The sequence below is a fragment of the Paenibacillus sp. SRL342 genome, assembly GCF_984798905.1.
Genome location: NZ_OZ481790.1, coordinates 991,929 through 1,015,744, shown reverse-complemented (window position 1 = coordinate 1,015,744; position 23,816 = coordinate 991,929). Strand labels below are relative to the sequence as shown.

Annotated in this window: 17 protein-coding genes, 3 rRNA genes, 1 pseudogene and 1 riboswitch; of the genes and pseudogenes, 10 read left to right on the top strand and 11 right to left on the bottom strand. The window is 47.4% G+C overall.

Translation table 11 applies throughout. From position 1 onward, the window contains the following. Positions 1–15 precede the first annotated feature (15 nt). A riboswitch (TPP riboswitch) is annotated at positions 16–118 on the top strand. A 161-nt stretch (positions 119–279) separates the two neighbouring features. The 7 genes and pseudogenes from AC4E8D_RS04620 to AC4E8D_RS04590 all read left to right on the top strand — a co-directional run bounded on the left by AC4E8D_RS04620 (position 280) and on the right by AC4E8D_RS04590 (position 6,541). Next, the gene (locus AC4E8D_RS04620) at positions 280–1,047 is read left to right on the top strand and encodes an ABC transporter ATP-binding protein (RefSeq protein ID WP_221818810.1); all 768 of its coding nucleotides are present in this window, start codon (positions 280–282) and stop codon (positions 1,045–1,047) included. After that, entirely contained in the window at positions 1,034–1,864 is an 831-nt protein-coding gene (locus tag AC4E8D_RS04615; protein ID WP_490205897.1) for an ABC transporter permease, read from the top strand. Before AC4E8D_RS04620 ends, AC4E8D_RS04615 begins: the two co-directional genes overlap by 14 nt. Before the next feature lie 60 nt (positions 1,865–1,924). Beyond that, positions 1,925–2,998, top strand: a complete 1,074-nt coding sequence (locus tag AC4E8D_RS04610; RefSeq protein WP_490205896.1) for an ABC transporter substrate-binding protein — start codon at positions 1,925–1,927, stop codon at positions 2,996–2,998. 193 nt (positions 2,999–3,191) lie between these two features. Next, positions 3,192–4,013, top strand: a pseudogene (gene thiM / locus AC4E8D_RS04605) (hydroxyethylthiazole kinase); the annotation flags it as partial. Further along, positions 4,010–4,822 (top strand): bifunctional hydroxymethylpyrimidine kinase/phosphomethylpyrimidine kinase, encoded by an 813-nt coding sequence (gene thiD / locus AC4E8D_RS04600; RefSeq protein WP_490205895.1) that lies wholly within the window; start codon positions 4,010–4,012, stop codon positions 4,820–4,822. The pseudogene thiM and the gene thiD, both read left to right, overlap by 4 nt. Then, complete coding sequence (gene thiE / locus AC4E8D_RS04595; protein WP_490205894.1) at positions 4,822–5,487, top strand: thiamine phosphate synthase; 666 nt, start codon at positions 4,822–4,824, stop codon at positions 5,485–5,487. Before thiD ends, thiE begins: the two co-directional genes overlap by 1 nt. Positions 5,488–5,797: 310 nt before the next feature. Beyond that, a complete protein-coding gene (locus AC4E8D_RS04590; RefSeq protein WP_490205893.1) occupies positions 5,798–6,541 on the top strand; it encodes a MerR family transcriptional regulator in 744 nt (247 codons plus the stop codon). 567 nt (positions 6,542–7,108) lie between these two features. Here the strand turns inward: AC4E8D_RS04590 and AC4E8D_RS04585 are convergent. From AC4E8D_RS04585 to AC4E8D_RS04545, 9 genes are all read right to left on the bottom strand, one after another. Further along, on the bottom strand, positions 7,109–7,591 hold the full coding sequence (locus AC4E8D_RS04585) for a hypothetical protein (protein ID WP_490205892.1): 483 nt from the start codon (positions 7,589–7,591) through the stop codon (positions 7,109–7,111). Positions 7,592–7,919: 328 nt separating this feature from the next. Continuing rightward, positions 7,920–8,576, bottom strand: coding sequence for a deoxynucleoside kinase (locus tag AC4E8D_RS04580; protein WP_490205891.1), 657 nt, complete (start codon positions 8,574–8,576; stop codon positions 7,920–7,922). After that, positions 8,573–9,196 (bottom strand): deoxynucleoside kinase, encoded by a 624-nt coding sequence (locus AC4E8D_RS04575; protein WP_062837552.1) that lies wholly within the window; start codon positions 9,194–9,196, stop codon positions 8,573–8,575. The genes AC4E8D_RS04580 and AC4E8D_RS04575 overlap by 4 nt, the downstream gene beginning before the upstream one ends. Positions 9,197–9,380: 184 nt before the next feature. Beyond that, a 5S ribosomal RNA gene (rrf, locus tag AC4E8D_RS04570) occupies positions 9,381–9,497 on the bottom strand. Positions 9,498–9,571: 74 nt separating this feature from the next. Further along, a 23S ribosomal RNA gene (locus AC4E8D_RS04565) occupies positions 9,572–12,499 on the bottom strand. A gap of 306 nt (positions 12,500–12,805) precedes the next feature. Beyond that, positions 12,806–14,358, bottom strand: a 16S ribosomal RNA gene (locus AC4E8D_RS04560). The 16S, 23S and 5S rRNA genes sit together here, the layout of an rRNA operon. 702 nt (positions 14,359–15,060) lie before the next feature. Further along, positions 15,061–16,236 (bottom strand): YhgE/Pip domain-containing protein, encoded by a 1,176-nt coding sequence (locus AC4E8D_RS04555; RefSeq protein ID WP_490205890.1) that lies wholly within the window; start codon positions 16,234–16,236, stop codon positions 15,061–15,063. Between the two features lie 80 nt (positions 16,237–16,316). Continuing rightward, complete coding sequence (locus AC4E8D_RS04550) at positions 16,317–16,748, bottom strand: MarR family winged helix-turn-helix transcriptional regulator (protein ID WP_221818795.1); 432 nt, start codon at positions 16,746–16,748, stop codon at positions 16,317–16,319. Between the two features lie 165 nt (positions 16,749–16,913). Beyond that, positions 16,914–17,081: a DUF3934 family protein gene (locus AC4E8D_RS04545; protein ID WP_074093608.1), complete on the bottom strand. Its 168-nt coding sequence runs from the start codon at positions 17,079–17,081 to the stop codon at positions 16,914–16,916. Between the two features lie 312 nt (positions 17,082–17,393). Here AC4E8D_RS04545 and licT point away from each other — a divergent pair, with 312 nt between their 5' ends. The 3 genes from licT (at position 17,394) to AC4E8D_RS04530 (ending at position 21,789) form a co-directional block, all read left to right on the top strand. After that, on the top strand, positions 17,394–18,254 hold the full coding sequence (licT, locus tag AC4E8D_RS04540) for a BglG family transcription antiterminator LicT (RefSeq protein ID WP_490205889.1): 861 nt from the start codon (positions 17,394–17,396) through the stop codon (positions 18,252–18,254). A gap of 184 nt (positions 18,255–18,438) precedes the next feature. Beyond that, entirely contained in the window at positions 18,439–20,337 is a 1,899-nt protein-coding gene (locus tag AC4E8D_RS04535; RefSeq protein ID WP_490205888.1) for a beta-glucoside-specific PTS transporter subunit IIABC, read from the top strand. 42 nt (positions 20,338–20,379) lie between these two features. Beyond that, positions 20,380–21,789, top strand: coding sequence for a glycoside hydrolase family 1 protein (locus tag AC4E8D_RS04530; protein ID WP_490205887.1), 1,410 nt, complete (start codon positions 20,380–20,382; stop codon positions 21,787–21,789). Between the two features lie 100 nt (positions 21,790–21,889). On the opposite strand, the gene AC4E8D_RS04525 is transcribed toward AC4E8D_RS04530, so the two are convergent. Next, positions 21,890–23,110, bottom strand: a complete 1,221-nt coding sequence (locus tag AC4E8D_RS04525) for an MFS transporter (RefSeq protein ID WP_490205886.1) — start codon at positions 23,108–23,110, stop codon at positions 21,890–21,892. A gap of 31 nt (positions 23,111–23,141) precedes the next feature. Then, the gene (locus AC4E8D_RS04520; RefSeq protein ID WP_490206465.1) at positions 23,142–23,741 is read right to left on the bottom strand and encodes a TetR/AcrR family transcriptional regulator; all 600 of its coding nucleotides are present in this window, start codon (positions 23,739–23,741) and stop codon (positions 23,142–23,144) included. Positions 23,742–23,816: the final 75 nt, after the last annotated feature.

Here is a 23,816-nt window from a genome sequence, read left to right as displayed (position 1 = left end):
ACTGCATATCTTGAACTTTTGCACTAGGGGAGCCTTACGGCTGAGACGAATATGACTATTCGGACCCTTTGAACCTGATCTGGATCATACCAGCGGAGGGAAGTGGAGCGGCCTTTTAGTAAGCGGAATTTTATCATGTATATGTGAAGATAAACTGCGGATCTAACTTACAGACCCACTCATTTCTCCGGAAATGGGTGGGTCTTTTTTGTTTCTTTTGGCAGAGTGCAAGATGTGGTTGTTATTCCAGCAGTCTGACATCAAGGGGGTGAGGATCAGATGAATAACCATGTAACCATTCACAACATAAGCTTTGCTTTTCCCGAAAAAAAGGATTCCCCCGTGCTCTCCAATGTGTCGCTTCAGGTTCAACAAGGAGAATTTGTCTCGCTCATCGGCTCCAGCGGATCAGGTAAAAGCACGCTCTTCAAGCTACTCGCAGGCTTGCATGAGCCAACCGTTGGCACCATCGATATAGCTGATGTACCGCAAGGACAACGGCTCGGACGAGTCGCTTATATGCCGCAGAAAGATCTGCTGTTATCCTGGCGAACCGTCATGGAGAACTGCATGCTGCCTGCCGAGTTGGCACCAGGCCGACAGGACAAGGACAAGTTACGGGCCAACATTCTAGCTGGGTTGGCAAGGTTCGGCCTGTCGGGTTATGAACAGGCCTATCCAGATGAGTTATCCGGCGGCATGCGGCAGCGGGTGGCATTGCTTCGTACCTTGCTTACAGGCGGGCAGCTCATGTTGCTGGATGAACCCTTCGGTGCACTCGACGCCTTAACCAAACGAGAAATGCATCGCTGGTTGCTGGAGCTGTGGGAGGGCTTTGGCCAAACCGTACTGTTTATTACACATGACATTGAGGAAGCCCTGCTGTTAAGTGACCGTATCATTCTGTTAACTCCAGGAGGGCAAGGTCAGCAGTTGCGGGAGATGATGGTTCCTTTACCACGCCCAAGGCATTCGGACATGATCTACCAACCGGCTCTCGTGCAGATGAGACAACAACTGGAGGAACAATTACATGCAAAGCGATAGAGCTGAGGTTAGCGTCTGGACGTGGTGTTTTAAGTGGCTCTCGAGGTCGTTTTCCCAATATGGTTTGTTTATTGTTCTCATGTTCTTATTACTGGCGGTCTGGGAAGTGATTGTGCGTATGGGATGGGTGCCCTCTTTCATCATTCCTGCACCCACAGCCATCATAGGTTCACTGGTTGAGCATCGTCGTCTGCTGTTGACCATCCATCTGCCTGCTACCTTTATGGAGGTTGTTGTTGGTTTTGTCTTGTCCATAGTGACTGGAATTACGCTGGCAACAGGCATGCATATGAACCGGTCGATTGAAAAGGCCTTGTATCCCTTCATCGTGATCAGTCAGACCATTCCGCTGATTGCCTTGTCTCCCGTATTTATCTTGTGGTTTGGTTACACGTTGTGGAGCAAAGTCGCGGTGGTGTTCTTAATCGCATTCTTCCCCATTGTGGTCAGTACCTACGATGGACTCCGCCAAGGCGATCCGGAGCAGCGTGAACTGCTGCTCACCATGGGCGCCAGCAAGTGGGATATTTTCTGCAAACTCCAGGTTCCGCTGGCACTTCCCTCTTTTTTCTCGGGGCTAAAGATGTCTGTGGTGTACTGCGTGGTTGGTGCAACGATTGGGGAATGGCTTGGTGGCAGCAAAGGTCTCGGATACTTCAGCCGTCGTATGTCCAGCAACATGAACACGGATGCGATGTTTGCATCTATTGTGCTGTTATCCCTGCTGGGGATCGTTTTGTTTGTACTGATTGCCTGGCTAGAGAAACGGTTTAGCATACGGCGGCATGGACATGGAGGCAAAAGAAAAGTTGGATAATACTTAGACAGGAATTAGATGTAAATACAAATCAAAACGATGAATTGAGGAACTTCATTTATGAATAACAAAGGTATATACTCCCTGCTTCCCATCATGCTCATTAGCCTTTTGCTGTTTGTTAGCGGATGCAGCACCACAAATACCGGCAAAAACGCACCAACAACAGATTCTGCAACCCATGCACAACAAACAGACAAGTCTGCAACCGAACCAGCATCAGACGCCAAAGATAAACTGTCCATCATGCTCGACTGGTACCCGAATGCAGTACACTCCTTCATCTATGTGGCTCAGGAAAAAGGGTACTTCGCAGACCAGGGTCTGGATGTCGAAATTCAGATGCCTGCGGATACCAATGATTCACTCAAACTTGTTGCTGCCGGGAAAATTGATCTGGCTCTAAGCTACCAGCCCCAAATTTTGCTCGCGCGTGGCGAGAACATTCCTGTACGATCCATTGCTGCTGTTGTTCGGCATCCACTTGTACATCTGTTAACCGAAGCAAATGGCAACGTGAGCTCACCCAAAGATCTTGAAGGAAAAACTGTCGGTTATTCTTCGATTCCGCTGTATGAAGCGATGGTTCGTACGATGATCAGCCACGATGGTGGCAATCCCGACAACATGAATCTGGTTGACGTTGGGTTCGATCTGATTCCTTCGCTGGCTTCCGGACAGGCCGATGCAATTATGGGTGGTTTTATTAACCATGAACAATTGATTTTGGAGAAAGAAGGACATGCCATGAAATCGATTAACCCCGTCGATTATGGTGTGCCTGATTATTATGAATTGGTCCTGACTGCGAGTGAGGCTGGCATTGAAGCGAAAAAAGATCAGCTTACCCGGTTCGTCAAAGCGATCCAGGAAGGACAAAAATATGTAACGGAGCATCCAGAAGAAGCCTTGAATATTCTGCTCGCTCATGAGAATGAAACGTCTCCGCTTGACCCGGAGATCGAAACCAAAAGCCTGGCTATTTTAATGCCACTTATGAATGAGGAAGGTCAACCGTTTGGACGGCAGGAAACGGAGTCGTGGGAGAATGTACGTGCATGGCTCGTTGAAAAGGATTTGATTCCTGAATCGGTGAAAGCCGAGGATGCTTTTATTAATCTGCAAGGAGAGTAAATAAAGGAGTGCAAGGTGAATGAAGGAAAAGTGACTGAACGCAAAGGGGAAGAAAGCAAAGCTATATGCGCCTTAATATCTCTGGAATAGAGCATGGAGCGAGTCCTAACGAATCTGAGATACGCTATATCCGAATAAACAACCGTTTACAGCTTTTTGGTCAAAGGATTCAGGAAAGCATACAAAACAAGGAGGAAATTATATGTCTTATCTGGAACGTGTTCGTACGCAAAATCCGCTGGTACACAATATCACCAACCTTGTCGTGGCTCCCTTCACAGCCAATGGTCTGCTTGCACTCGGTGCGTCCCCTTTTATGGCCTATGCTCATGAAGAGGTCGCTGATGTCGCCAAGATGTCAGGTGCCGTGGTACTCAACATTGGTACTCTCGATGACAAAGTCGTTCAGGCGATCCGTCTTGCAGGCCAATCGGCTAATGCGCATGACGTGCCTGTGGTGCTTGATCCCGTCGGTGCAGGTGCAACCGCCTATCGTACAGAAACCGTGCAGATGCTCATTCGTGAACTTCGTCTCACGGTACTGCGCGGCAATGTGGCAGAGGTCGCCAATGTCATCGGTGAGAGTTGGAGTATTAAAGGTGTGGACGCAGGATCAGGTGAGGGCGACCGAATCGGCATTGCGGAGCGGGCAGCGCATAAACTTGGCTGTGTCGTGGTCATTACCGGAAAAGAAGATATCATTACTGATGGACAATCCATATTCCTCACGAGTAATGGTCATGCCCTGCTCACTCAGGTCACGGGTGCTGGCTGTCTGCTCAGTTCAGTGATTGGTGCTTTTACAGCCATAGCGGAATCAGGAGCCGATCTTCTAGGCAGTGTTGTTGAAGCGCTCGCGTTTTATGGTGTAGCAGCTGAACTGGCGGCAGAGCGGACAGCTCATCAGGGGCCGGGCAGCTTCCAGATTGAATTGTTGAATCAACTGGCACAAGTAACACCAGACCTCTTGGCAGAACGCGCACAGATCCGTCAGATCCGTGGAGGTGCAGTATGAGCATTGCTCAAGCGCTAACCATTGCAGGCTCTGATAACGGGGGCGGCGCAGGCATTCAGGCTGATTTGAAAACATTCCAGGAGCTTGGCGCATACGGCATGACCGTTATCACGGCTATTGCTGCCCAAAATACAACAGGTGTGCAGGGCGTTTTTCCCATCCCTTACGATGGTATTGCCCAGCAATTGGACTCGACCGGCGAAGACTTTCAACCAACCGCAACAAAGACCGGCATGTTATATAGTGCCGAGATTATTCGTCTAGTGGCTGAGAAATGGCAGCAATACCGTTGGTCGAATCTGGTCATCGACCCTGTGATGGTAGCCAAAGGTGGCGCCCCCCTTCTCCAGCAGGAAGCTGTACAGGCGTTGGTTACGGATCTGTTGCCCCATGCCCTGATCACAACACCTAATATACCGGAAGCGGAACTGCTTACCGGAATGTCTATCACGAATCTGAGTCAGCGAGAAGAAGCCGCAAGACAGATTGTACAGATGGGTTCAACGTATGCTTTGGTCAAAGGTGGTCATGATGAAGGAAGTGGCATGATCGTGGATGTGCTCTACGATGGGCAGTCTTTTCATTATCTGGAGAATGTTCGTGTGGTAACACGTCATACACACGGAACAGGATGCACATACTCTGCTGCGATCACCGCAGAGTTAGCCAAGGGTTCACCTGTTCTGGCTGCCGTTACGACCGCGCGAGCATTCATTCAGGTAGCCATCGAAGATGAGCTGGGGATTGGGGCCGGACATGGGCCGACGAATCATTTTGCGTATCAGCGCAGACAGCGGGGTGAGAAGTGATGCGCCCGTGGGATGCAGAAGCGGTGCGACGCGCGATGCAGGTGTATTTGGTGATGGGCAGCGTCAATACGACGCAAGACCCGGTGGAAGTGCTGCGCCAGGCCATTGCTGGCGGCATCACGCTATTCCAGTTCCGTGAAAAGGGAACTGGCGCCCTGGTTGGCGAAGCTCGCATCCCGCTTGCGATGCAGCTTCGCGAGGTGTGCAGCCAGCACGGGGTCCCGTTCATCGTGAACGATGATGTGGAGCTGGCTGTAGCGGTGGAGGCCGACGGCGTGCATGTCGGCCAAGAAGATGCGGACGCGGCGCTGGTACGCGCCCGCATTGGAGATGGGCGGATGCTTGGCGTATCCGCCCACTCCGTGGATGAGGCGCGCCGTGCGGTGCAGGCGGGCGCCGACTACCTTGGCGTCGGGCCCATGTACCCGACGCGCTCCAAAGCGGATGCCCACGCTGTGCTGGGCCCCGCAGGGGTGGCGGAACTGCGCGCCGCAGGCATCGCAGTTCCGATTGTGGGTATCGGCGGCATTACGCCCGATACCACGGCCGCCGTGATGGCGGCTGGAGCCGACGGCATAGCCGTCATCTCCGCCATCGCGGGCGCGGCCGATGTGCGCGCAGCGGCTGCGCAATTCGCTGCGGCAGTGCGCGGGATGCAGGCGTAGCCTTGCTCTCCCTGCACTGCCAGCCCCGTGGGCTGCACCGAATAAATGTTGCAGCCATAACCGCTCGCTCTCCTCTCCATAACAGAGGAGCCTCAAAACACCCCCGCGGCGCGGCAGCAACCCATGTCTTCGACATAGAAGCACAGCCGCTCCCCTACAGTGACTGAATGTTACAATAACCCAGTCACATCCAGTCATCAATCCATGATCAAGATGCAGCTTCCATGCTCGCATCTTGTTTTTCATTTTCAACGGTTGACTCTCACGTAACGTGACACTGTACAATCGGTGTTGTAAGGAGGTTTCACACATGGCCATGAAAGTAAAGGAAGTTGCCGAGCTTGCCTCGATCAGTGTGCGCACACTGCATCACTATGATGAGATCGGACTATTAACCCCGGACGAAGTGACTTCTGCCGGGTATCGATTATATTCAGATGCCAACCTGGAACGGTTGCAGCAGATATTGTTTTTCAAGGAACTCGACTTCTCTCTGAAGGAGATCAAAAACATTATTACCAACCCCTCCTTCAATCCGGTAGAAGCACTTAATATGCATCGACTTATACTGCTGGAGAAGCGCCAACGCTTGGACCAGATGATTGCTACCATTGATAGAACGGTTTTACACGTGAGAGGAGAAATTAAAATGACAGCCAAAGAACAATTCGAAGGATTTGATTTTAGCCAGAATCCGTATGAACAAGAAGCGCGGGAACGTTGGGGAGACCATGCCGTCGATCACGCAAATCAGAAGCTGCACAGTAAATCAACCACAGATCAGAAGGCTCTATCCGATCAAATGAACGAAATCTACAAACATCTGGCTGCACTTCGTCACACAGAACCAGCATCTGCGGAGGCACAGGCTGGCATCAAAGAGTGGTACACCTGCCTAAACCAGATGGGAAGCTACTCGCCTGAAGCCTTCAGAGGACTTGGTCAGATGTACGTGGAAGATGAACGCTTCACGCGTAATATTGATCAGTTTGGCGATGGTTTGGCAGTATTTATGAGAGATGCCATGGCTGTATTTGCTGACCAAAACAAATAATATAGCCCTGTCTTCAACCACATACAGTATTATTCAACTCTCATTGCCGTCCAGATGTGGACTGTAAACGATAGTCTGGAAGTTAACACCCTGTCCTGTAAAAGGTAAAAATATTCTCGTCATCAGCTTTATTCGCTTTAAATGACATGACCCTTCGGATATTTGAACCTAGCTCCTGGAGTGACCCTATCTTTCTTGTGATTAACCTTATGAACATGTTGGATATTATACTAGGGTTATGTGGTAAGTAATTTTAATCGATTCGTGTTGTTGCAAAAGTTATGAGCCGTATCCCACCTACTAGCTGGTAAATACACAAAAGGGACGTACACCCTCAGGCGTATCGTCCCTTTTATGTATGCAAGTAACTCAGCCGCAATGTGAACAAGCCTAACTGCTGCTCACTCTGAGTACTTTATAAATATCTTTTAGTGTAGATGCTTTACTACGTTTCTTCTGCTCCCAGTCCTTCGATATAACCGTTTCACCAGATGCTTAGGATGATGAGCATTAAGTTTCTTCCGTCAAACGTTCTTCATTTTGTTGCCAGCGTACACCGCTATCCGATTAAGCTCTTGGTGCGTGATCCGATGAAGATGCATCCGTAGCTAGACTGGTTCTCGCCATCCGGCCAGGAATCTGCCATGCAGACACAATCGCAAGCACGATGAATAATAAATCAATCGGTTGACTGAAATAGTCCTGGAAGGTTTCCACAAACGCACTGATCATCTCGCTATCAAACACGAGTTCCATCACGCTTACATCACCAAACAGTTCGGAAGTAAAATAAACCACCGTCAGGTATTTCCCCAGAAAAATGCCAACAAGCGCAAACAGTACGGCAATAATCTTATGTACTGTCGCAATTCGTTTATTGGAGAACAACACAACTGCGTAGCCCGTGAGCGCTCCAATCAAAATCGCAATTAATCCCACCTCATACTCTGTCATTGCAGCAATAGCTGCCCATACGATGCCTCCCAGAATGGCTACAATTAAGCCACCAATGATCGGCATACCGATTTTAACTCCTTGTTTCTCTTCCACGTTGTCTTTCCCTCCTGAGTCATGCATATGCTTCTTTTCCAGAATTCACCTTTCCTATGAAACCACAAAATATCCTATTATTCAACATTTTTCTACTTTTGGTGACCATGATTTATATAATAGAAAAGATATATTAAGCATCCATTTCCTTATTCACTCGAATATATCCTCTTAGTTTTGTCTACATTCATCTCATCATCATTCCCTTGGCACATAAAAAAAACATCCCTCCAACAGCATAATAGCCGTAGAAGGGATGTTATCCATATCTGTATCATAGATATAACCAATGTAACCCAGAAAAATACATTGTAAAACTCGCTCTATCTTACCTTTGCACTTCCTTGGAAGGCTGAATGACAGCTGCAATCTGTGCCAAAATGGCATCCACCGATACTGGATCATGCACATCATACTCATCAATGTTCAGACGCAACACAGGGCAAGCCGTAAACTGATCAATCCACACGGAATAGCGCTCGTGCATGTGCTCCCAATAAGAACGATCTGTCTGAATCTCCATCTCGCGTCCACGTTCCGTAATGCGGTTTAAAATCGAAGGCAGGCTGCCTTCCAGATAGATCAGCACGTCTGGATGTGGGAAATACGGTGTCATTACCATCGCTTCAAACAAACTGCTATATGTTTCGAAATCCGTAGCAGACATGGTTCCTTGATCCGCATGCATCTGTGCAAAAATGCCCGTATCTTCATAGATGGAACGATCCTGTACGAATCCTCCACCCAGTTCAAAAATCTTCTTCTGTTCCTTGAAGCGCTCTGCCAAGAAATAAATCTGCAGATGGAAGCTCCAACGCTCAAAGTCATGATAGAACTTCTCCAAATAAGGATTGTGATCAACTTGCTCCAGAGAGGTCTTGAAATTCAAACGCTGTGCAAGCGCAGCCGTTAACGTGGATTTACCCACCCCAACCGTACCTGCTACCGTAATTAATGCATTCGATGGAATGCCATAGTTATTCATATGATATACTCCTTTACCTGATTAACAATCTGCCTGAAGTGCTCAGGATGTTCTACAAAATCGAGTTGCTCCGCATTGACTTTAATGATTACTGGTGGATTTGAGCTATTCGCCAGATAATCCATGCCTGTTTTGTAATCAACAATGAGTTGTTCCATATATGCCGGGTCCATATCCTGCTCAAATGAGCGTCCACGCTTGTTAATGCGGTACATCAACGTATCGAGTTCAGCTTCAATATAGAGCACCAGATTGGGCTTTGGCAGATCATCTGTTAACAGATGATAGATTTGACGATATTTATCCCGTTTCGTTCCCTTTAAGGTACGATCGGCAAAAATCATATTTTTATAGATATGATAGTCTGAAATGACTGGGGTATTCTGCTCTACATAATGAGCGCCCGTGTCTTCCAGTTGTTTAAACCGATTACACAGAAAAAACATTTCCAATTGGAAACTCCACTCGTCGATATCCTGATAAAAGGAAGCCAGAAATGGATTCTCTTCTACGATTTCTTTAACTAACGGAAGATTCAATTCATGGGAAAGCATCGTTGCCAGCGTTGTTTTCCCCGCTCCGATCGGACCTTCCACGGCAATAAACGGGGCTGATTTCATCGTGTTCACTGTTCCTCCTCGTACTTATGCGTGTTTCCGTTTTCTATATAGACCTCACCTATTGTATCACAGCTTTAAGGATTGGAACGCCAGTATTTTATGTATATAACAAGTCTAATCGGAACTAAAAATTACATTCAAATAAAAAAGACACACTCGATATCATCAAGTGTGTCTTCCTATTGCTTGGCGGCGTCCTACTCTCCCGGGACCCTGCGGTCCAAGTACCATCGGCGCTAGAGGGCTTAACGGTCGTGTTCGGGATGGGTACGTGTGGAACCCCTCCGCCATCGCCACCAAACGCGTAGCTTACATTTCAGAGATCGTTCTCTGAAAACTAGATTCGAAACGAAACATGCGAATGACAACTTGCTATTGGATAAGCCCTCGACCGATTAGTACTGGTCAGCTCCATGCATTGCTGCACTTCCACCCCCAGCCTATCTACCTCGTCGTCTTCAAGGGGTCTTACATACTGGGAAATCTCATCTTGAGGGGGGCTTCACGCTTAGATGCTTTCAGCGTTTATCCCGTCCGTACATAGCTACCCAGCGGTGCTCCTGGCGGAACAACTGGTACACCAGCGGTACGTCCATCCCGGTCCTCTCGTACTAAGGACAGCTCCTCTCAAATTTCCTACGCCCACGACAGATAGGGACCGAACTGTCTCACGACGTTCTGAACCCAGCTCGCGTACCGCTTTAATGGGCGAACAGCCCAACCCTTGGGACCTACTTCAGCCCCAGGATGCGATGAGCCGACATCGAGGTGCCAAACCTCCCCGTCGATGTGGACTCTTGGGGGAGATAAGCCTGTTATCCCCAGGGTAGCTTTTATCCGTTGAGCGATGGCCCTTCCATGCGGTACCACCGGATCACTAAGCCCGACTTTCGTCCCTGCTCGACTTGTAGGTCTCGCAGTCAAGCTCCCTTATGCCTTTGCACTCTTCGAATGATTTCCAACCATTCTGAGGGAACCTTTGGGCGCCTCCGTTACTCTTTAGGAGGCGACCGCCCCAGTCAAACTGCCCACCTGACACTGTCCCCGCACCGGATTACGGTACCAGGTTAGAACCTAGATACGATCAGGGTGGTATCCCAACGTTGCCTCCATGCAAGCTGGCGCTCACACTTCAAAGGCTCCCACCTATCCTGTACAGATCGTACCCAAATTCAATATCAAGCTGCAGTAAAGCTCCATGGGGTCTTTCCGTCTTGTCGCGGGTAACCTGCATCTTCACAGGTATTAAAATTTCACCGGATCTCTCGTTGAGACAGCGCCCAAGTCGTTACGCCATTCGTGCGGGTCAGAATTTACCTGACAAGGAATTTCGCTACCTTAGGACCGTTATAGTTACGGCCGCCGTTTACTGGGGCTTCGGTTCACAGCTTCGGGATTACTCCCTAACCACTCCCCTTAACCTTCCAGCACCGGGCAGGCGTCAGCCCGTATACTTCGCCTTACGGCTTCGCACAGACCTGTGTTTTTGCTAAACAGTCGCTTGGGCCTTTTCACTGCGGCCCCCTCGTGCTATTCACACTACCGGGGCACCCCTTCTCCCGAAGTTACGGGGTCATTTTGCCGAGTTCCTTAACGAGAGTTCTTCCGCGCGCCTTAGAATACTCTTCTCGCCTACCTGTGTCGGTTTGCGGTACGGGCACCATCACCTGGCTAGAGGCTTTTCTTGGCAGTGTGAGATCATGACCTTCGCTACTATAATTTTCGCTCCCCATCACAGCTCAGCCTTACAATGTGCGGATTTGCCTACACATCAGCCTCACTGCTTAGACGGACATCCATCAGTCCGCGTCACTACCCTACTGCGTCCCCCCATTGCTCATAACGGCTTACGGTGGTACAGGAATTTCGACCTGTTGTCCTTCGACTACGCCTTTCGGCCTCGCCTTAGGTCCCGACTTACCCTGAGCGGACGAGCCTTCCTCAGGAACCCTTAGGCTTTCGGCGGATCAGATTCTCACTGATCTTTTCGTTACTCATACCGGCATTCTCACTTGTATAATGTCCAGCGCTCCTTACGGTACACCTTCAACCCTTATACAACGCTCCCCTACCCCTGATGCAAAGCATCAAGCCATAGCTTCGGTGGTGTGTTTAGCCCCGTTACATTTTCGGCGCAGAGTCACTCGACCAGTGAGCTATTACGCACTCTTTCAATGGTGGCTGCTTCTAAGCCAACATCCTGGTTGTCTGTGCAACTCCACATCCTTTCCCACTTAACACACACTTGGGGACCTTAGCTGATGGTCTGGGCTGTTTCCCTTTTGACAATGGATCTTAGCACTCACTGTCTGACTCCCGGAAGTAAGTCTATGGCATTCGGAGTTTGACTGAGCTTGGTAACCCTTGCGGGCCCCGCACCCAATCAGTGCTCTACCTCCACGACTCTGTTTTCCGAGGCTAGCCCTAAAGCTATTTCGGGGAGAACCAGCTATCTCCGAGTTCGATTGGAATTTCTCCGCTACCCCCACCTCATCCCCGCATTTTTCAACATGCGTGGGTTCGGGCCTCCAGTGCGTGTTACCGCACCTTCACCCTGGACAGGGGTAGATCACCCGGTTTCGGGTCTACGTCCACGTACTAAGTCGCCCTATTCAGACTCGCTTTCGCTGCGGCTCCGGCTCTTCACCTTAACCTTGCACGGGAACGTAACTCGCCGGTTCATTCTACAAAAGGCACGCCATCACCCCTAAAACGGGCTCTGACTTTTTGTAAGCACACGGTTTCAGGTTCTATTTCACTCCCCTTCCGGGGTGCTTTTCACCTTTCCCTCACGGTACTGCTTCACTATCGGTCGCTAGGAAGTATTTAGCCTTGGCAGATGGTCCTGCCGGATTCATACGGGGTTTCACGTGCCCCGCACTACTCGGGATCCGTCTCGGAGGGAACCAACTTTCAACTACAGGGCTTTTACCTTCTTTGGCGGGCCTTTCCAGACCTCTTCGCTTAACCGGTTCCTTTGTAACTCCATGTGAGACGTCCCACAACCCCAAAGAGCAAGCTCTCTGGTTTGGGCTTCTCCGCGTTCGCTCGCCGCTACTGACGGAATCACTATTGTTTTCTCTTCCTCAGGGTACTTAGATGTTTCAGTTCCCCTGGTATGCCTCTACATAACCTATGTATTCAGTTATGAGTAACTGGAAATTACCCCAGCTGGGTTTCCCCATTCGGACACCCCCGGATCAAAGCTTGCTTACAGCTCCCCGAGGCAGTTTCGTTGTTCGCCACGTCCTTCATCGGCTCCTAGCGCCTAGGCATCCTCCGTGTGCTCTTAGTAGCTTAACCTCGTGCTCCGGTTTCGACTGCTCGCTTCCCTTGTTTTGCTTGCGCAAAGCCAAAAGTCGCTCTCACCCGATACCATCGTACGTGCAATCTACCGTTTTTATTTAAACTTGTTTAACACAAGTTCAGCTAAAAAGGAATGTTCTAATTCGCGTTTGTTTCGTTTCGATATCTAGTTTTCAAAGAACAAGCTCCATGCAAAAGCAAGCTGTTTTGAGAGTTTGAGCTCTCAAAACTGAGCAACGAGTGAGTGTTTTGCAGCTAAGCTGCAGTTTTGAATGTTTCCACTCGGGAAACGATTCTCCATAGAAAGGAGGTGATCCAGCCGCACCTTCCGATACGGCTACCTTGTTACGACTTCACCCCAATCATCTATCCCACCTTCGGCGGCTGGCTCCTTGCGGTTACCCCACCGACTTCGGGTGTTATAAACTCTCGTGGTGTGACGGGCGGTGTGTACAAGACCCGGGAACGTATTCACCGCGGCATGCTGATCCGCGATTACTAGCAATTCCGACTTCATGCAGGCGAGTTGCAGCCTGCAATCCGAACTGAGACCGGCTTTGTTGGGATTGGCTCCATCTCGCGATTTCGCAGCCCGTTGTACCGGCCATTGTAGTACGTGTGTAGCCCAGGTCATAAGGGGCATGATGATTTGACGTCATCCCCACCTTCCTCCGGTTTGTCACCGGCAGTCTATCTAGAGTGCCCACCCGAAGTGCTGGCAACTAAATATAAGGGTTGCGCTCGTTGCGGGACTTAACCCAACATCTCACGACACGAGCTGACGACAACCATGCACCACCTGTCTCCTCTGTCCCGAAGGAAAGGTACATCTCTGTACCGGTCAGAGGGATGTCAAGACCTGGTAAGGTTCTTCGCGTTGCTTCGAATTAAACCACATACTCCACTGCTTGTGCGGGTCCCCGTCAATTCCTTTGAGTTTCAGTCTTGCGACCGTACTCCCCAGGCGGAGTGCTTAATGTGTTAACTTCGGCACCAAGGGTATCGAAACCCCTAACACCTAGCACTCATCGTTTACGGCGTGGACTACCAGGGTATCTAATCCTGTTTGCTCCCCACGCTTTCGCGCCTCAGCGTCAGTTACAGCCCAGAGAGTCGCCTTCGCCACTGGTGTTCCTCCACATATCTACGCATTTCACCGCTACACGTGGAATTCCACTCTCCTCTTCTGCACTCAAGTCACCCAGTTTCCAGTGCGATCCGGGGTTGAGCCCCGGGATTAAACACCAGACTTAAATGACCGCCTGCGCGCGCTTTACGCCCAATAATTCCGGACAACGCTTGCCCCCTACGTATTACCGCGGCTGCTGGCACGTAGTTAGCCGGGGCTTTCTTCTCAGGTACCGTCACCTTGAGAGCAGTTACTCTCCCAAGCGTTCTTCCCTGGCAACAGAGCTTTACGATCCGAAAACCTTCATCACTCACGCGGCATTGCTCCGTCAGGCTTTCGCCCATTGCGGAAGATTCCCTACTGCTGCCTCCCGTAGGAGTCTGGGCCGTGTCTCAGTCCCAGTGTGGCCGATCACCCTCTCAGGTCGGCTACGCATCGTCGCCTTGGTGAGCCGTTACCCCACCAACTAGCTAATGCGCCGCAGGCCCATCCCCAAGTGACAGATTGCTCCGTCTTTCCAGTTTCCTTCAGGCGAAGAAAACAACTATTCGGTATTAGCTACCGTTTCCGGTAGTTGTCCCAAACTTGAGGGCAGGTTGCCTACGTGTTACTCACCCGTCCGCCGCTAAGTATCAAGGAAGCAAGCTTCCTTGATACTCCGCTCGACTTGCATGTATTAGGCATGCCGCCAGCGTTCGTCCTGAGCCAGGATCAAACTCTCCAATAAAGTATTGAAAAGAGCGATAAGCTCATTTTGAATCTGACGAGATTAAAAATCTCATTTGTGCTCCAGTCGATCCAAGCCAAGGCTTGTCTCTAACTTTCGCGTTCATTCTGCAAGCAGAATGTTTACTCACTCGTTGTTCAGTTTTCAAAGATCAAACTTATTTTGTTACCGAGCGTTGTTCTCCTCAGCAACTTTTATATCTTATCACATCCGAACCAACTTTGCAAGCTCTTTTTTTAAGTTTCTTTCGAAGCTTATTTCATTCGCTTGCCGCACCGTGTAAACTGTGTTTTCTTGGCCGGACTAATAATATATCACGTATAGATATTAATTACAATACTTTATTTAATAAAATTTATTTTACTACAAATCAACTACCTCCACCGCGTTGCTCTCCTCTATCTCAGTGTAAAGTTTATTATAGTTTAAATGACATTCTTTCCATTCATAACATCACAATACATGTCTAATTGATTTTAAAATTATTAGCCTACATCTCCTCTGATATATTTTAGCTTCATTAATATGCTCAATTTACGTTCTCCTTTTCTCAAGGTCATGCAAGATTACTGGAGCACTGTAAGTTACCACGAGTATAAGTAGAAGTATTATAGAAGATAAACAAAAAAAGTGATGCACGCATATAACTATACGTGAACCACTTTCTTGTGTGTTATTAACATTATATATAGAAGGAAACTCTTAATGTTGTGCCTGTGCTGATGCTGGAGGCGTCATCGCCATTTGTCCATTACCTGCTTTTTGCATGCCAACTCTCAGCAACGTAATTCCCCACGTTATAATCGAGATCAACAGAAGATGAACCATGTATCCACCCACTGCTTCTCCACTATAGATCAAACGCATAAATCCCTGTACCCCATTGGAAGCGGGTAGAAAGTTTCCAATATAACGGTAGAATGGCGCCAGCATCTCGGCTGGAATGATATTTCCTGCTGTCATCAACTGGAGCGGAACCATTGCTACATTAAATAGAGGGCCTGCATTACCAAACAGGGCAAAACTCATTTGTGTAAAACAGATACAAGCCAGACTCACCAGCACATGATACAGATACAAAGCGCCGAAGGAGCTCGCAACATCCGTGAACTGAAGAGCTACTGTGTCCACAATCAGAGGAACGATCACTGCTATACATAATAACAACATTTGCCGTCCCCAGAAGATTTCCCATTTGGAATGGTTACGCTTCATGATATTCGATGTAATATTGAACTGAATATTCATGGTCATTGAAGCAATGTAGGTGATAAAACCCAGAATCATGGGCAGCATCGATGTTGCAAAATCACTTACGCTGTTCGTTTTATTAATTTCAGCCTTCACAGGCCCTTCATTCATCTTTGCCATCGCTTGTCCAATAGCTGCACTCAGTTCATCGCTGTTTATACTATCATTATTGAGTGTCACTTGAACCTTGGATTCCAGAATCCCTTGTCCCATTTGTGCAGTCATTCCAGTCGCCGCGTGTTCCACAATGGATTTGGCTACATCGGCATTTCCTTGATTAATATAGAAGGACAAACTCGCCTCTGTACCTCCTTCAATCTGGTCAGTGAATCCTTGCGGAATAACAATAACCATCGCATAGTTACCTGCATTCATCTGTTGCTCAGCTTCCTCGGCAGAACCCAGTACATTGACATGGAAAGGCGCGAGCGTTTCAATCTGCTTCTGCACCTCAGTTCCTTGTGTCCCATCTTCGTTCACCAGAGCAACTTGAAGTTGATCCACTCTCTCCGTGGCTTGATGATAACCCGTCATCCAGATCACAACAAATAACAGCGGAACAACCAATGCAAAAACCAACCCTATTTTTGTCTGTGGCACTTTAAGAAAATCTTTGAAGCTTTTCATTCGTTCACGACTCCCGTTAGTTAAAATTAAAATAATTGCACTACATATATATGCACATGCACATATTTGGCCAAAAAAATTTATTTCATTTTTTCATAGATGCGATTCATCACATTCATGAATACTTCGAGCTCTTCAGGGGAACATTCGGCGAGTGCCACTTGCTCTTGCTGTTTTGCCTTTGGTGTCAAAATGTTATTCATTTCCATTCCTTCCGCCGTCAAACAAAGCAAAACCGCTCTGCGGTCCTGTGGATCTTCTTCTCTTGTCACCAGACCTTTACGAATCAACTTGTCTATAATTTTGCCTACCGTTGTCTGGTCCCGCACTGTTAATTCGGCCAGTTTTTTCTGTGATATATGGCTTCCCGCCTTGCTCAATTCATTCAGAACTGCAAATTGTTCCGGAGTAATATCCTGTTCACTCAGATTTCTGGTTGTTGTTTTTTTATATGCCAGATACGTCCGTGAAAGAATCAGTCCAAGTGGATTTTCATCCATATTAACAGGCATGCTGATGCTCCTTTCTCTATATAGTAGCACTACCATCTAATTTGCGTAAGCTCTATATTATTACCATATTTACACTACTGTCAATTTAATTTTTTATCTTTTCAAGCAAAAAGAGACCCACCCGTTAGTCAGGCAGCTCTCTCCTCTGGCATCGTCAAGCCATACTTACTCGGGCTTGCCACTTGAAGTTTCGGTATCGTCCTTCTTCTTTGTACCTTTACTTTTATAAGGCTTCGGTGCACTTTTCGCCCGGTTAGCAGCGGCTTGCCAACGGTTCCAGCCTTTTTTACCTGTACCACGGCCGGTGCCGCCTTTTCCCTTTGCATTGCTCATGTTATCACTCCAATAATCCTGTATATGCTTAAAAATGACCGTCCTCGGTAACTTATTATGCAACCCAGCCCATCTAATTCACTTCCAGCATTTCTTATTATACCAAAAATCCACGTCTTTACGTCCATTTCCAGAAATCATTGTATTGTTATTCTGTTATGAAAGCGGTATAGTGGACATAATTGAAAGAGGAAGCTGCGTCTTCTTCGGGATTGTTACTGGTAAGCAGGCGATACCCAAACCAAGGCTGTCTATTAAGCCTTAGTTTGGGTTTTTTGTTATTATTACGACCAATTGAGGTGAAACACATATATGATCATCCGTCAGATTTTTAACAACAATGTCATCCGGGCTGAGAACCAGGTTGGTCACGAATTTGTTGTCATTGGCAACGGTCTTGGCTTCAAAAAGAAAAACGGACAGCCTGTGGATGAGGATAAAATCGAAAAAACCTTTGTGCTGAAATCGGATAAAATACCGCAAAAACTAATCGATCTGATTGGGGAAACATCGGTTGAATATTTGAAGTTAGCGGACGAAATTGTGGGCCATGCCAAACAGGAAATGGGCGATATTTTTAGTGATAATATCTATATATCATTGATCGATCATATTCAGTTTGCCATTACCCGGTACCGTAAATCCGTTGGGCTAAAGAATTCCCTTTTGTGGCAGATCAAGAAGTTTTACAAGAAGGAGTTTGGGATTGGCATGAACGCTGTGGAGCTGATCCAGGAACAATTCGGCATCCAAATGGATGAACATGAGGCCAGCTTTATTGCCATGCATTTTGTAAACGCTCGTCAAGATGCTCAAGGCATGAAACAAACCGTTGAAATTACGGAAGTTATTGATGATATCTTCAACATTGTGACCAACCATTACCACATCGCCCTAGATGAAAATTCATTTAATTATTCCCGGTTTATTACCCATCTTCAATATTTTGTGCAGCGAATGTTGAGTAATGAACAGGAGCAATTTGCTTCAGGAGATAACTTTCTGTATGAGCAAGTGAAGGACAAATATAGCACTGCTTTTGAGTGCACACAACGGATCAATCAGTACCTTGAAGGCAAGTTTGAAAGTGCGATGTCCATTGATGAAAAGGTGTATTTGACGATCCATATTCAACGGGTCACTTCCCGTAACGAGTTAGTGGACACAGAATAAATAAAGCTTGCAAACGATTTCGGCGTCATATATAGTAGGTCTCACAACTTAACGACAAGGATTGTTACTGCTCAAGCAGGCGATACCTAAATGATTGGCAACAGGTCATCTTTCCGATGATCATAGCCATTCGTTTAGGTATTTTTTTGTTTTCAGGCAATCTTAACAACAAAGGAGAATGAACATGGATCATAAAAAAATGGGGGATGACATCGTTCGTCTCGTCGGCGGAGAAGCCAATATCAATGGTCTTGTCCACTGTGCGACCCGGCTGAGATTCGACCTGAAAGATTCGAAAAAAGCCGAACGTGAAACGTTGGAAAAGCATGAGGGTATTATTACCGTTGTCGAAAGCGGCGGCCAGTTCCAAGTGGTCATCGGTAGTAACGTGGCTCATGTATATGCGGAGATTATGAAAAACCGGGATTTCGGAGGAGACTCCTCCTCAACGACTGAGTCCACAGGGGAAAAAACCTCGCTATTATCCAAAGTTTTTGAAATTATATCCGGAAGTTTCTCGCCGTTAATCCCGGCCATGGCAGGATCAGGTATGCTAAAAGCTTTGCTGACTGTCCTGACCATGCTTGGATGGATGTCTGATACAAGTGACACATACCTGATTTTATCCGCTGCCGGCAACGCTGTATTTTATTTTTTGCCCATCTTCCTTGGGATTACACTGGGTATGAAGCTGAAAGCAAATCCTTATGTAGCTGGCGTAATTGGTGCCGCTCTGATGGAACCGAGCTTCACCGGGCTGATGGATAAGGGCTCAGATGTATCGTTCCTGGGTATACCAGTCGTGATGATGAATTATTCAGCCAGCGTATTCCCAATCTTCATATCGATTAGTATCTACGCTGTTCTGGATAAGTTACTCAAGAAAATCATTTTGAAAGACCTGCAATTGTTCCTTGTACCAATGATTGCTTTGATGATTATGGTTCCTCTGTCCGCAATGGCCTTTGGACCATTTGGCACCACGGTAGGTGACTGGATCTCCTCCGGCGTAACTTGGCTCATTGGTGTCAGCGGTATATTATCAGGGGTTGTACTCGGTGGATTCATGACCTTCATGGTTGTCTTTGGACTCCACTGGGGCTTCACTCCAATCACGATACAGAATATCGGGGTTGGCGGCGATCCGATTGAAGCCATGGCTGCTGCAGCTGTATTTGCACAAATCGGTGTAGCTTTCGGTATTTTCCTGAAAGCCAAAAAGAACAAAACCCTGCGCACTCTTGCTGGTTCGACCAGCCTTACAGGTTTACTTGCAGGAGTAACTGAACCAATCGTATACGGTTTGATCCTGCGTTATAAACGTGTGATTCCTATCGTGGTTATCGCTGGTGCGATCGGCGGTGCCATTAATGGTCACTTTGGTGTTAAAATGACTGCTTATGTGTTCCACAATATATTTGCCATTCCTGTCTATACACCAACGGTTGTCTACGTGATTGCGATTGCCTGCTCCTTTGCGGTAGCAGCGGTATTAACCGTGATGTTTGGTTACGAAAGCAAAACCAAAGATACAGTTTCCGAGACAAACAAATCTGTCTCCAGCACATCGGCTGAAAGTACGCCGGTAGAGCTTCCTGTCGTACCTGAGACCAAAACAACGGAGATCAAGAAAGAACAAATTTATAGCCCACTTACAGGTAAAGCCGTAGCACTGAGTACCATTAACGACCCAGCCTTTTCAACTGGTGCTATGGGCAAAGGTTTGGCGATTGTTCCTGAGATTGGTGAAGTTGTCGCTCCGGTAGACGGTGTTGTCACCTCCCTCTTCCCGACTGGACATGCCATTGGATTAACAACCAACGCAGGAACGGAAATCCTGATTCATATCGGCATCAATACAGTAGCCCTAAAGGGAAAACACTTCTCTCCAGTTGTTCAGGAAGGTGATATCGTCAGACAGGGCGATCTGTTGATCCAGTTTGACATCGATAAGATCAAGGAAGCCGGATACGAAACCGTAACCCCTGTCATTGTGACCCTAACGCTGCAAGAAGTAGATGTGTTCGAAACAACTCAGGAACAGGTACAGAAAAATGATGTCCTGCTGACTCTCGTTGTCTGACCCAACTTATCTTATACGAATTCAACTTAGGAGGAACTAACTATGAAACATACTCAACTGAAACCATTTCCTAAAGATTTTTTCTGGGGAGGTTCAACCTCTGCCTATCAGATTGAGGGAGCCTGGAATGAAGATGGTAAAGGCCCTTCTGTCATCGACATGGGGAATCATGTGGAAGGCGTAACCGACTTCAAGGTAACCAGTGATCATTATCATATGTACAAAGAAGATGTGGCGTTGCTCGCCGAAATGGGCTTCAAAGCCTACCGTTTCTCCATCGCATGGACACGCATCTATCCGCAAGGAGCGGGTGAGGTGAATCCGAAGGGACTCGCCTTTTACGATTCTCTCATTAATGAGTTAATTAAATACGGTATTGAACCCATTGTGACGATGTATCACTTCGATCTTCCTTATGCGCTTGAAGAAAAAGGCGGCTGGTCCAACCGAGCAACGATTGATGCTTTTGAACAATATGCCAAGACCCTATATGAGAACTACGGAGATCGGGTTAAATATTGGCTGACCATCAACGAACAAAATATGCTAATCCTGCATCCTGGCTCTCTGGGTACACTGGATACAACACTTGTTGATCCGCAAAAAACACTGTATCAGCAAAATCACCACATGCTGGTTGCTCAAGCTAAAGCTATGGTACTGTGTCATGAAATGCTACCTGAAGCCAAGATTGGCCCAGCTCCCAATATCGGTGTAATTTACCCGGCGAGCTCCAAACCAGAAGACACACTCGCGGCTGATAACTATGCTGCCATTCGTAACTGGCTCTATCTCGATATGGCGGTATATGGACGTTATAATCATATTGCCTGGAGTTATCTCGAAGAGAAAGGATATACGCCCATCATTGAAGACGGAGATATGGACATCCTTGCTCAAGGAAACCCTGACTTTATTGCGTTTAATTACTACACTTCCCAGACGGTTGGTGAAAGTCTGAACGATGGTAATGACTTCTCCCATACAGGAGATCAGCACGAAATCGTAGGTGAACCTGGCGCATATAGAGGATCTGTGAATCCGAATCTGCAAAAAACGGAGTTTGGTTGGGAAATTGATCCGGTCGGCTTCCGCTCTACCCTTCGTCAGATCTACTCCCGTTATCATCTGCCATTGATTGTTACGGAAAACGGTCTGGGTGCCTTTGATAAACTGGAGGAAGGTGACGTGGTTAACGATCCGTATCGCATTGAATTCTTCAATAAACATATCGAACAGATTCAACTGGCGATTACGGACGGCGTGGATGTGTTTGGCTTCTGCCCTTGGTCTGCGATCGATCTGGTGAGTACACATCAAGGGTCAAGCAAACGTTATGGATTCATCTATGTGGATCGTGAGGAATTCGATATCAAGGAACTGAGACGTATCCGCAAACAGAGTTTCCACTGGTATCAAAAACTGATTGAAACGAATGGGCAAATCCGTTAATTCCATAATCCTTTAATATCATAATAAAAAACAGTCGACTACACGTTAGGTGTGATCGACTGTTTTTTTGTGTTAATGCACGTCTTTTCCAATTATAAAATTACATTTCAGCCTTCGGTTGCTTTACCGCTTTGGCCCCTCTGAGTACCCGTAGAGATAACAGGAAACAGATCGCCAGAACGGCTGCTGCCGAAACATAAGGATAGTTAATATTCACATCGAACAGTGCTCCAGCTACGATCGGACCTGCGATATTCCCCAAACTGGTATACGCCGAGTTCAGTCCGGCCACAAAGCCTTGTTGTTCTTGTGCCAGTTTGGACATCTGTGTACTGATCGCCGGACGTAAAATATCCATACCCAGAAAGACGATAAACGTTACGACGAGAATCATCCAGTACGTACTTACAAACAAGGTCAACAGTACAAATACGGCTACAAATAACAGACAGACTGAAATGACCATCTTTTCACCAAATCGATTGAGCAACCAACCGATCAGGGATACTTGCACAACCGCACCCGCGATGGAACCAAATGTAATGATAAATGCGATGTCTTTAGTCGTGAAGCCAAACTTGTGATCCACAAATAGTGAAAATACCGTCTCATAGTTCGCCAGACCAAATGCCATAACAAACACAATGATCAAGCTGAAAAAGTATGGCTCACGGTACGAATTCAACAATTGGGCTACCATACCCGGAGCTTTGACTTTCACTGCGCCAGCGACAGGTTTACTTTGCTCTCCTGTGCTTCGTGCCGATTCAGGCAAGATAATCATTGTAATGATCGCTGCCAATAAACCGGCAACCCCTGCGGCGTAGAACGGAATTCGAATGCCAAAGTCCGCAATGTATCCACCAATTCCCGGACCGATGATAAATCCAGTTGTAATGGCTGCATTAATCAAGCCCATACCTTTACCGCGTTCTTCCTCTGTTGTAATATCTGCGGTATAAGCCATAACCGCCGGGAAGATCATCGCCGCACCAATACCGCCTAACATGCGGGCTGCGAAGAGCAAGACTGGTGCATTGACCGCACCAAACATAAACTCCGATACAGCAAAGATCAGCATGCCGCCGACTATAATTTTCTTACGTCCCCATGTATCCGACCAACGACCCGCAAGCGGGGAGAACAGAAACTGGGTGAAGGAAAATGCCGCTACCAGCAATCCAACCGTGAATCCGGTGATATGCAGTAGATCCATATACGCAGGCATGATCGGTACAACCAGACCAATACCCGTAAAAACGAGAAAAATATTAAACATTAACAGCAGCAGTGCGCCCCTGTTCCGTGTTAATAATGCCATGATTCCATCCTCCGTAGTTGTCAAAATGTTGCTAAGTTTTATCTTTTGCAATCCCGTGCAAGAATACACTAGCGGCCTGGCGGTATAACGCAAGAGCCTGATCAGGCTCCATCCCCCGTGACATCTGACTAAGGCCAATAATGGTACTTTCCAATATGAGCGCGAGATTATCTACATTGTCTGCTTTGAACTCACCGCTCTCAATGCCTTGCTCTATCATTTGTTTATTAAATTGAATATGCCGCTCAAACATTAAGGAGATCCGCTCCTCAATATCATTTTCTTTCTTTTCCCCTGTGAAGAACTCATCAGCTGCCTTCGTCAGCGGGTGATTCATATCATCCATGACGAGTTGTTCCGCCAAACCATAAATTTTCTCCGTGGAGGTGCGATAGAGATGTTCTTTGGCCGCCCAGCTCTCTTCCCACTCCCGGTCCCACTCATCGATTAGATAAAGGAACAGACCTTCCTTACTTTTAAAATGGTAATATATATTGCCTTTGCTGCTGCCCGTCGCAGCTACAATATCCTCAATGGACGTTGCTTTATAACCTTTTTGTACAAAAAGGGCTTTGGAAGCATCCGCAAGTTTCTTCTTGGTCTGCTCAGTCTGTAGTTGTTTTTTATTCATATTCATTCCATTTCACTCCGTCCCATCCATACTGAACATTCGTTCTGTATTTTAACAGATGCACCCAATATAAGC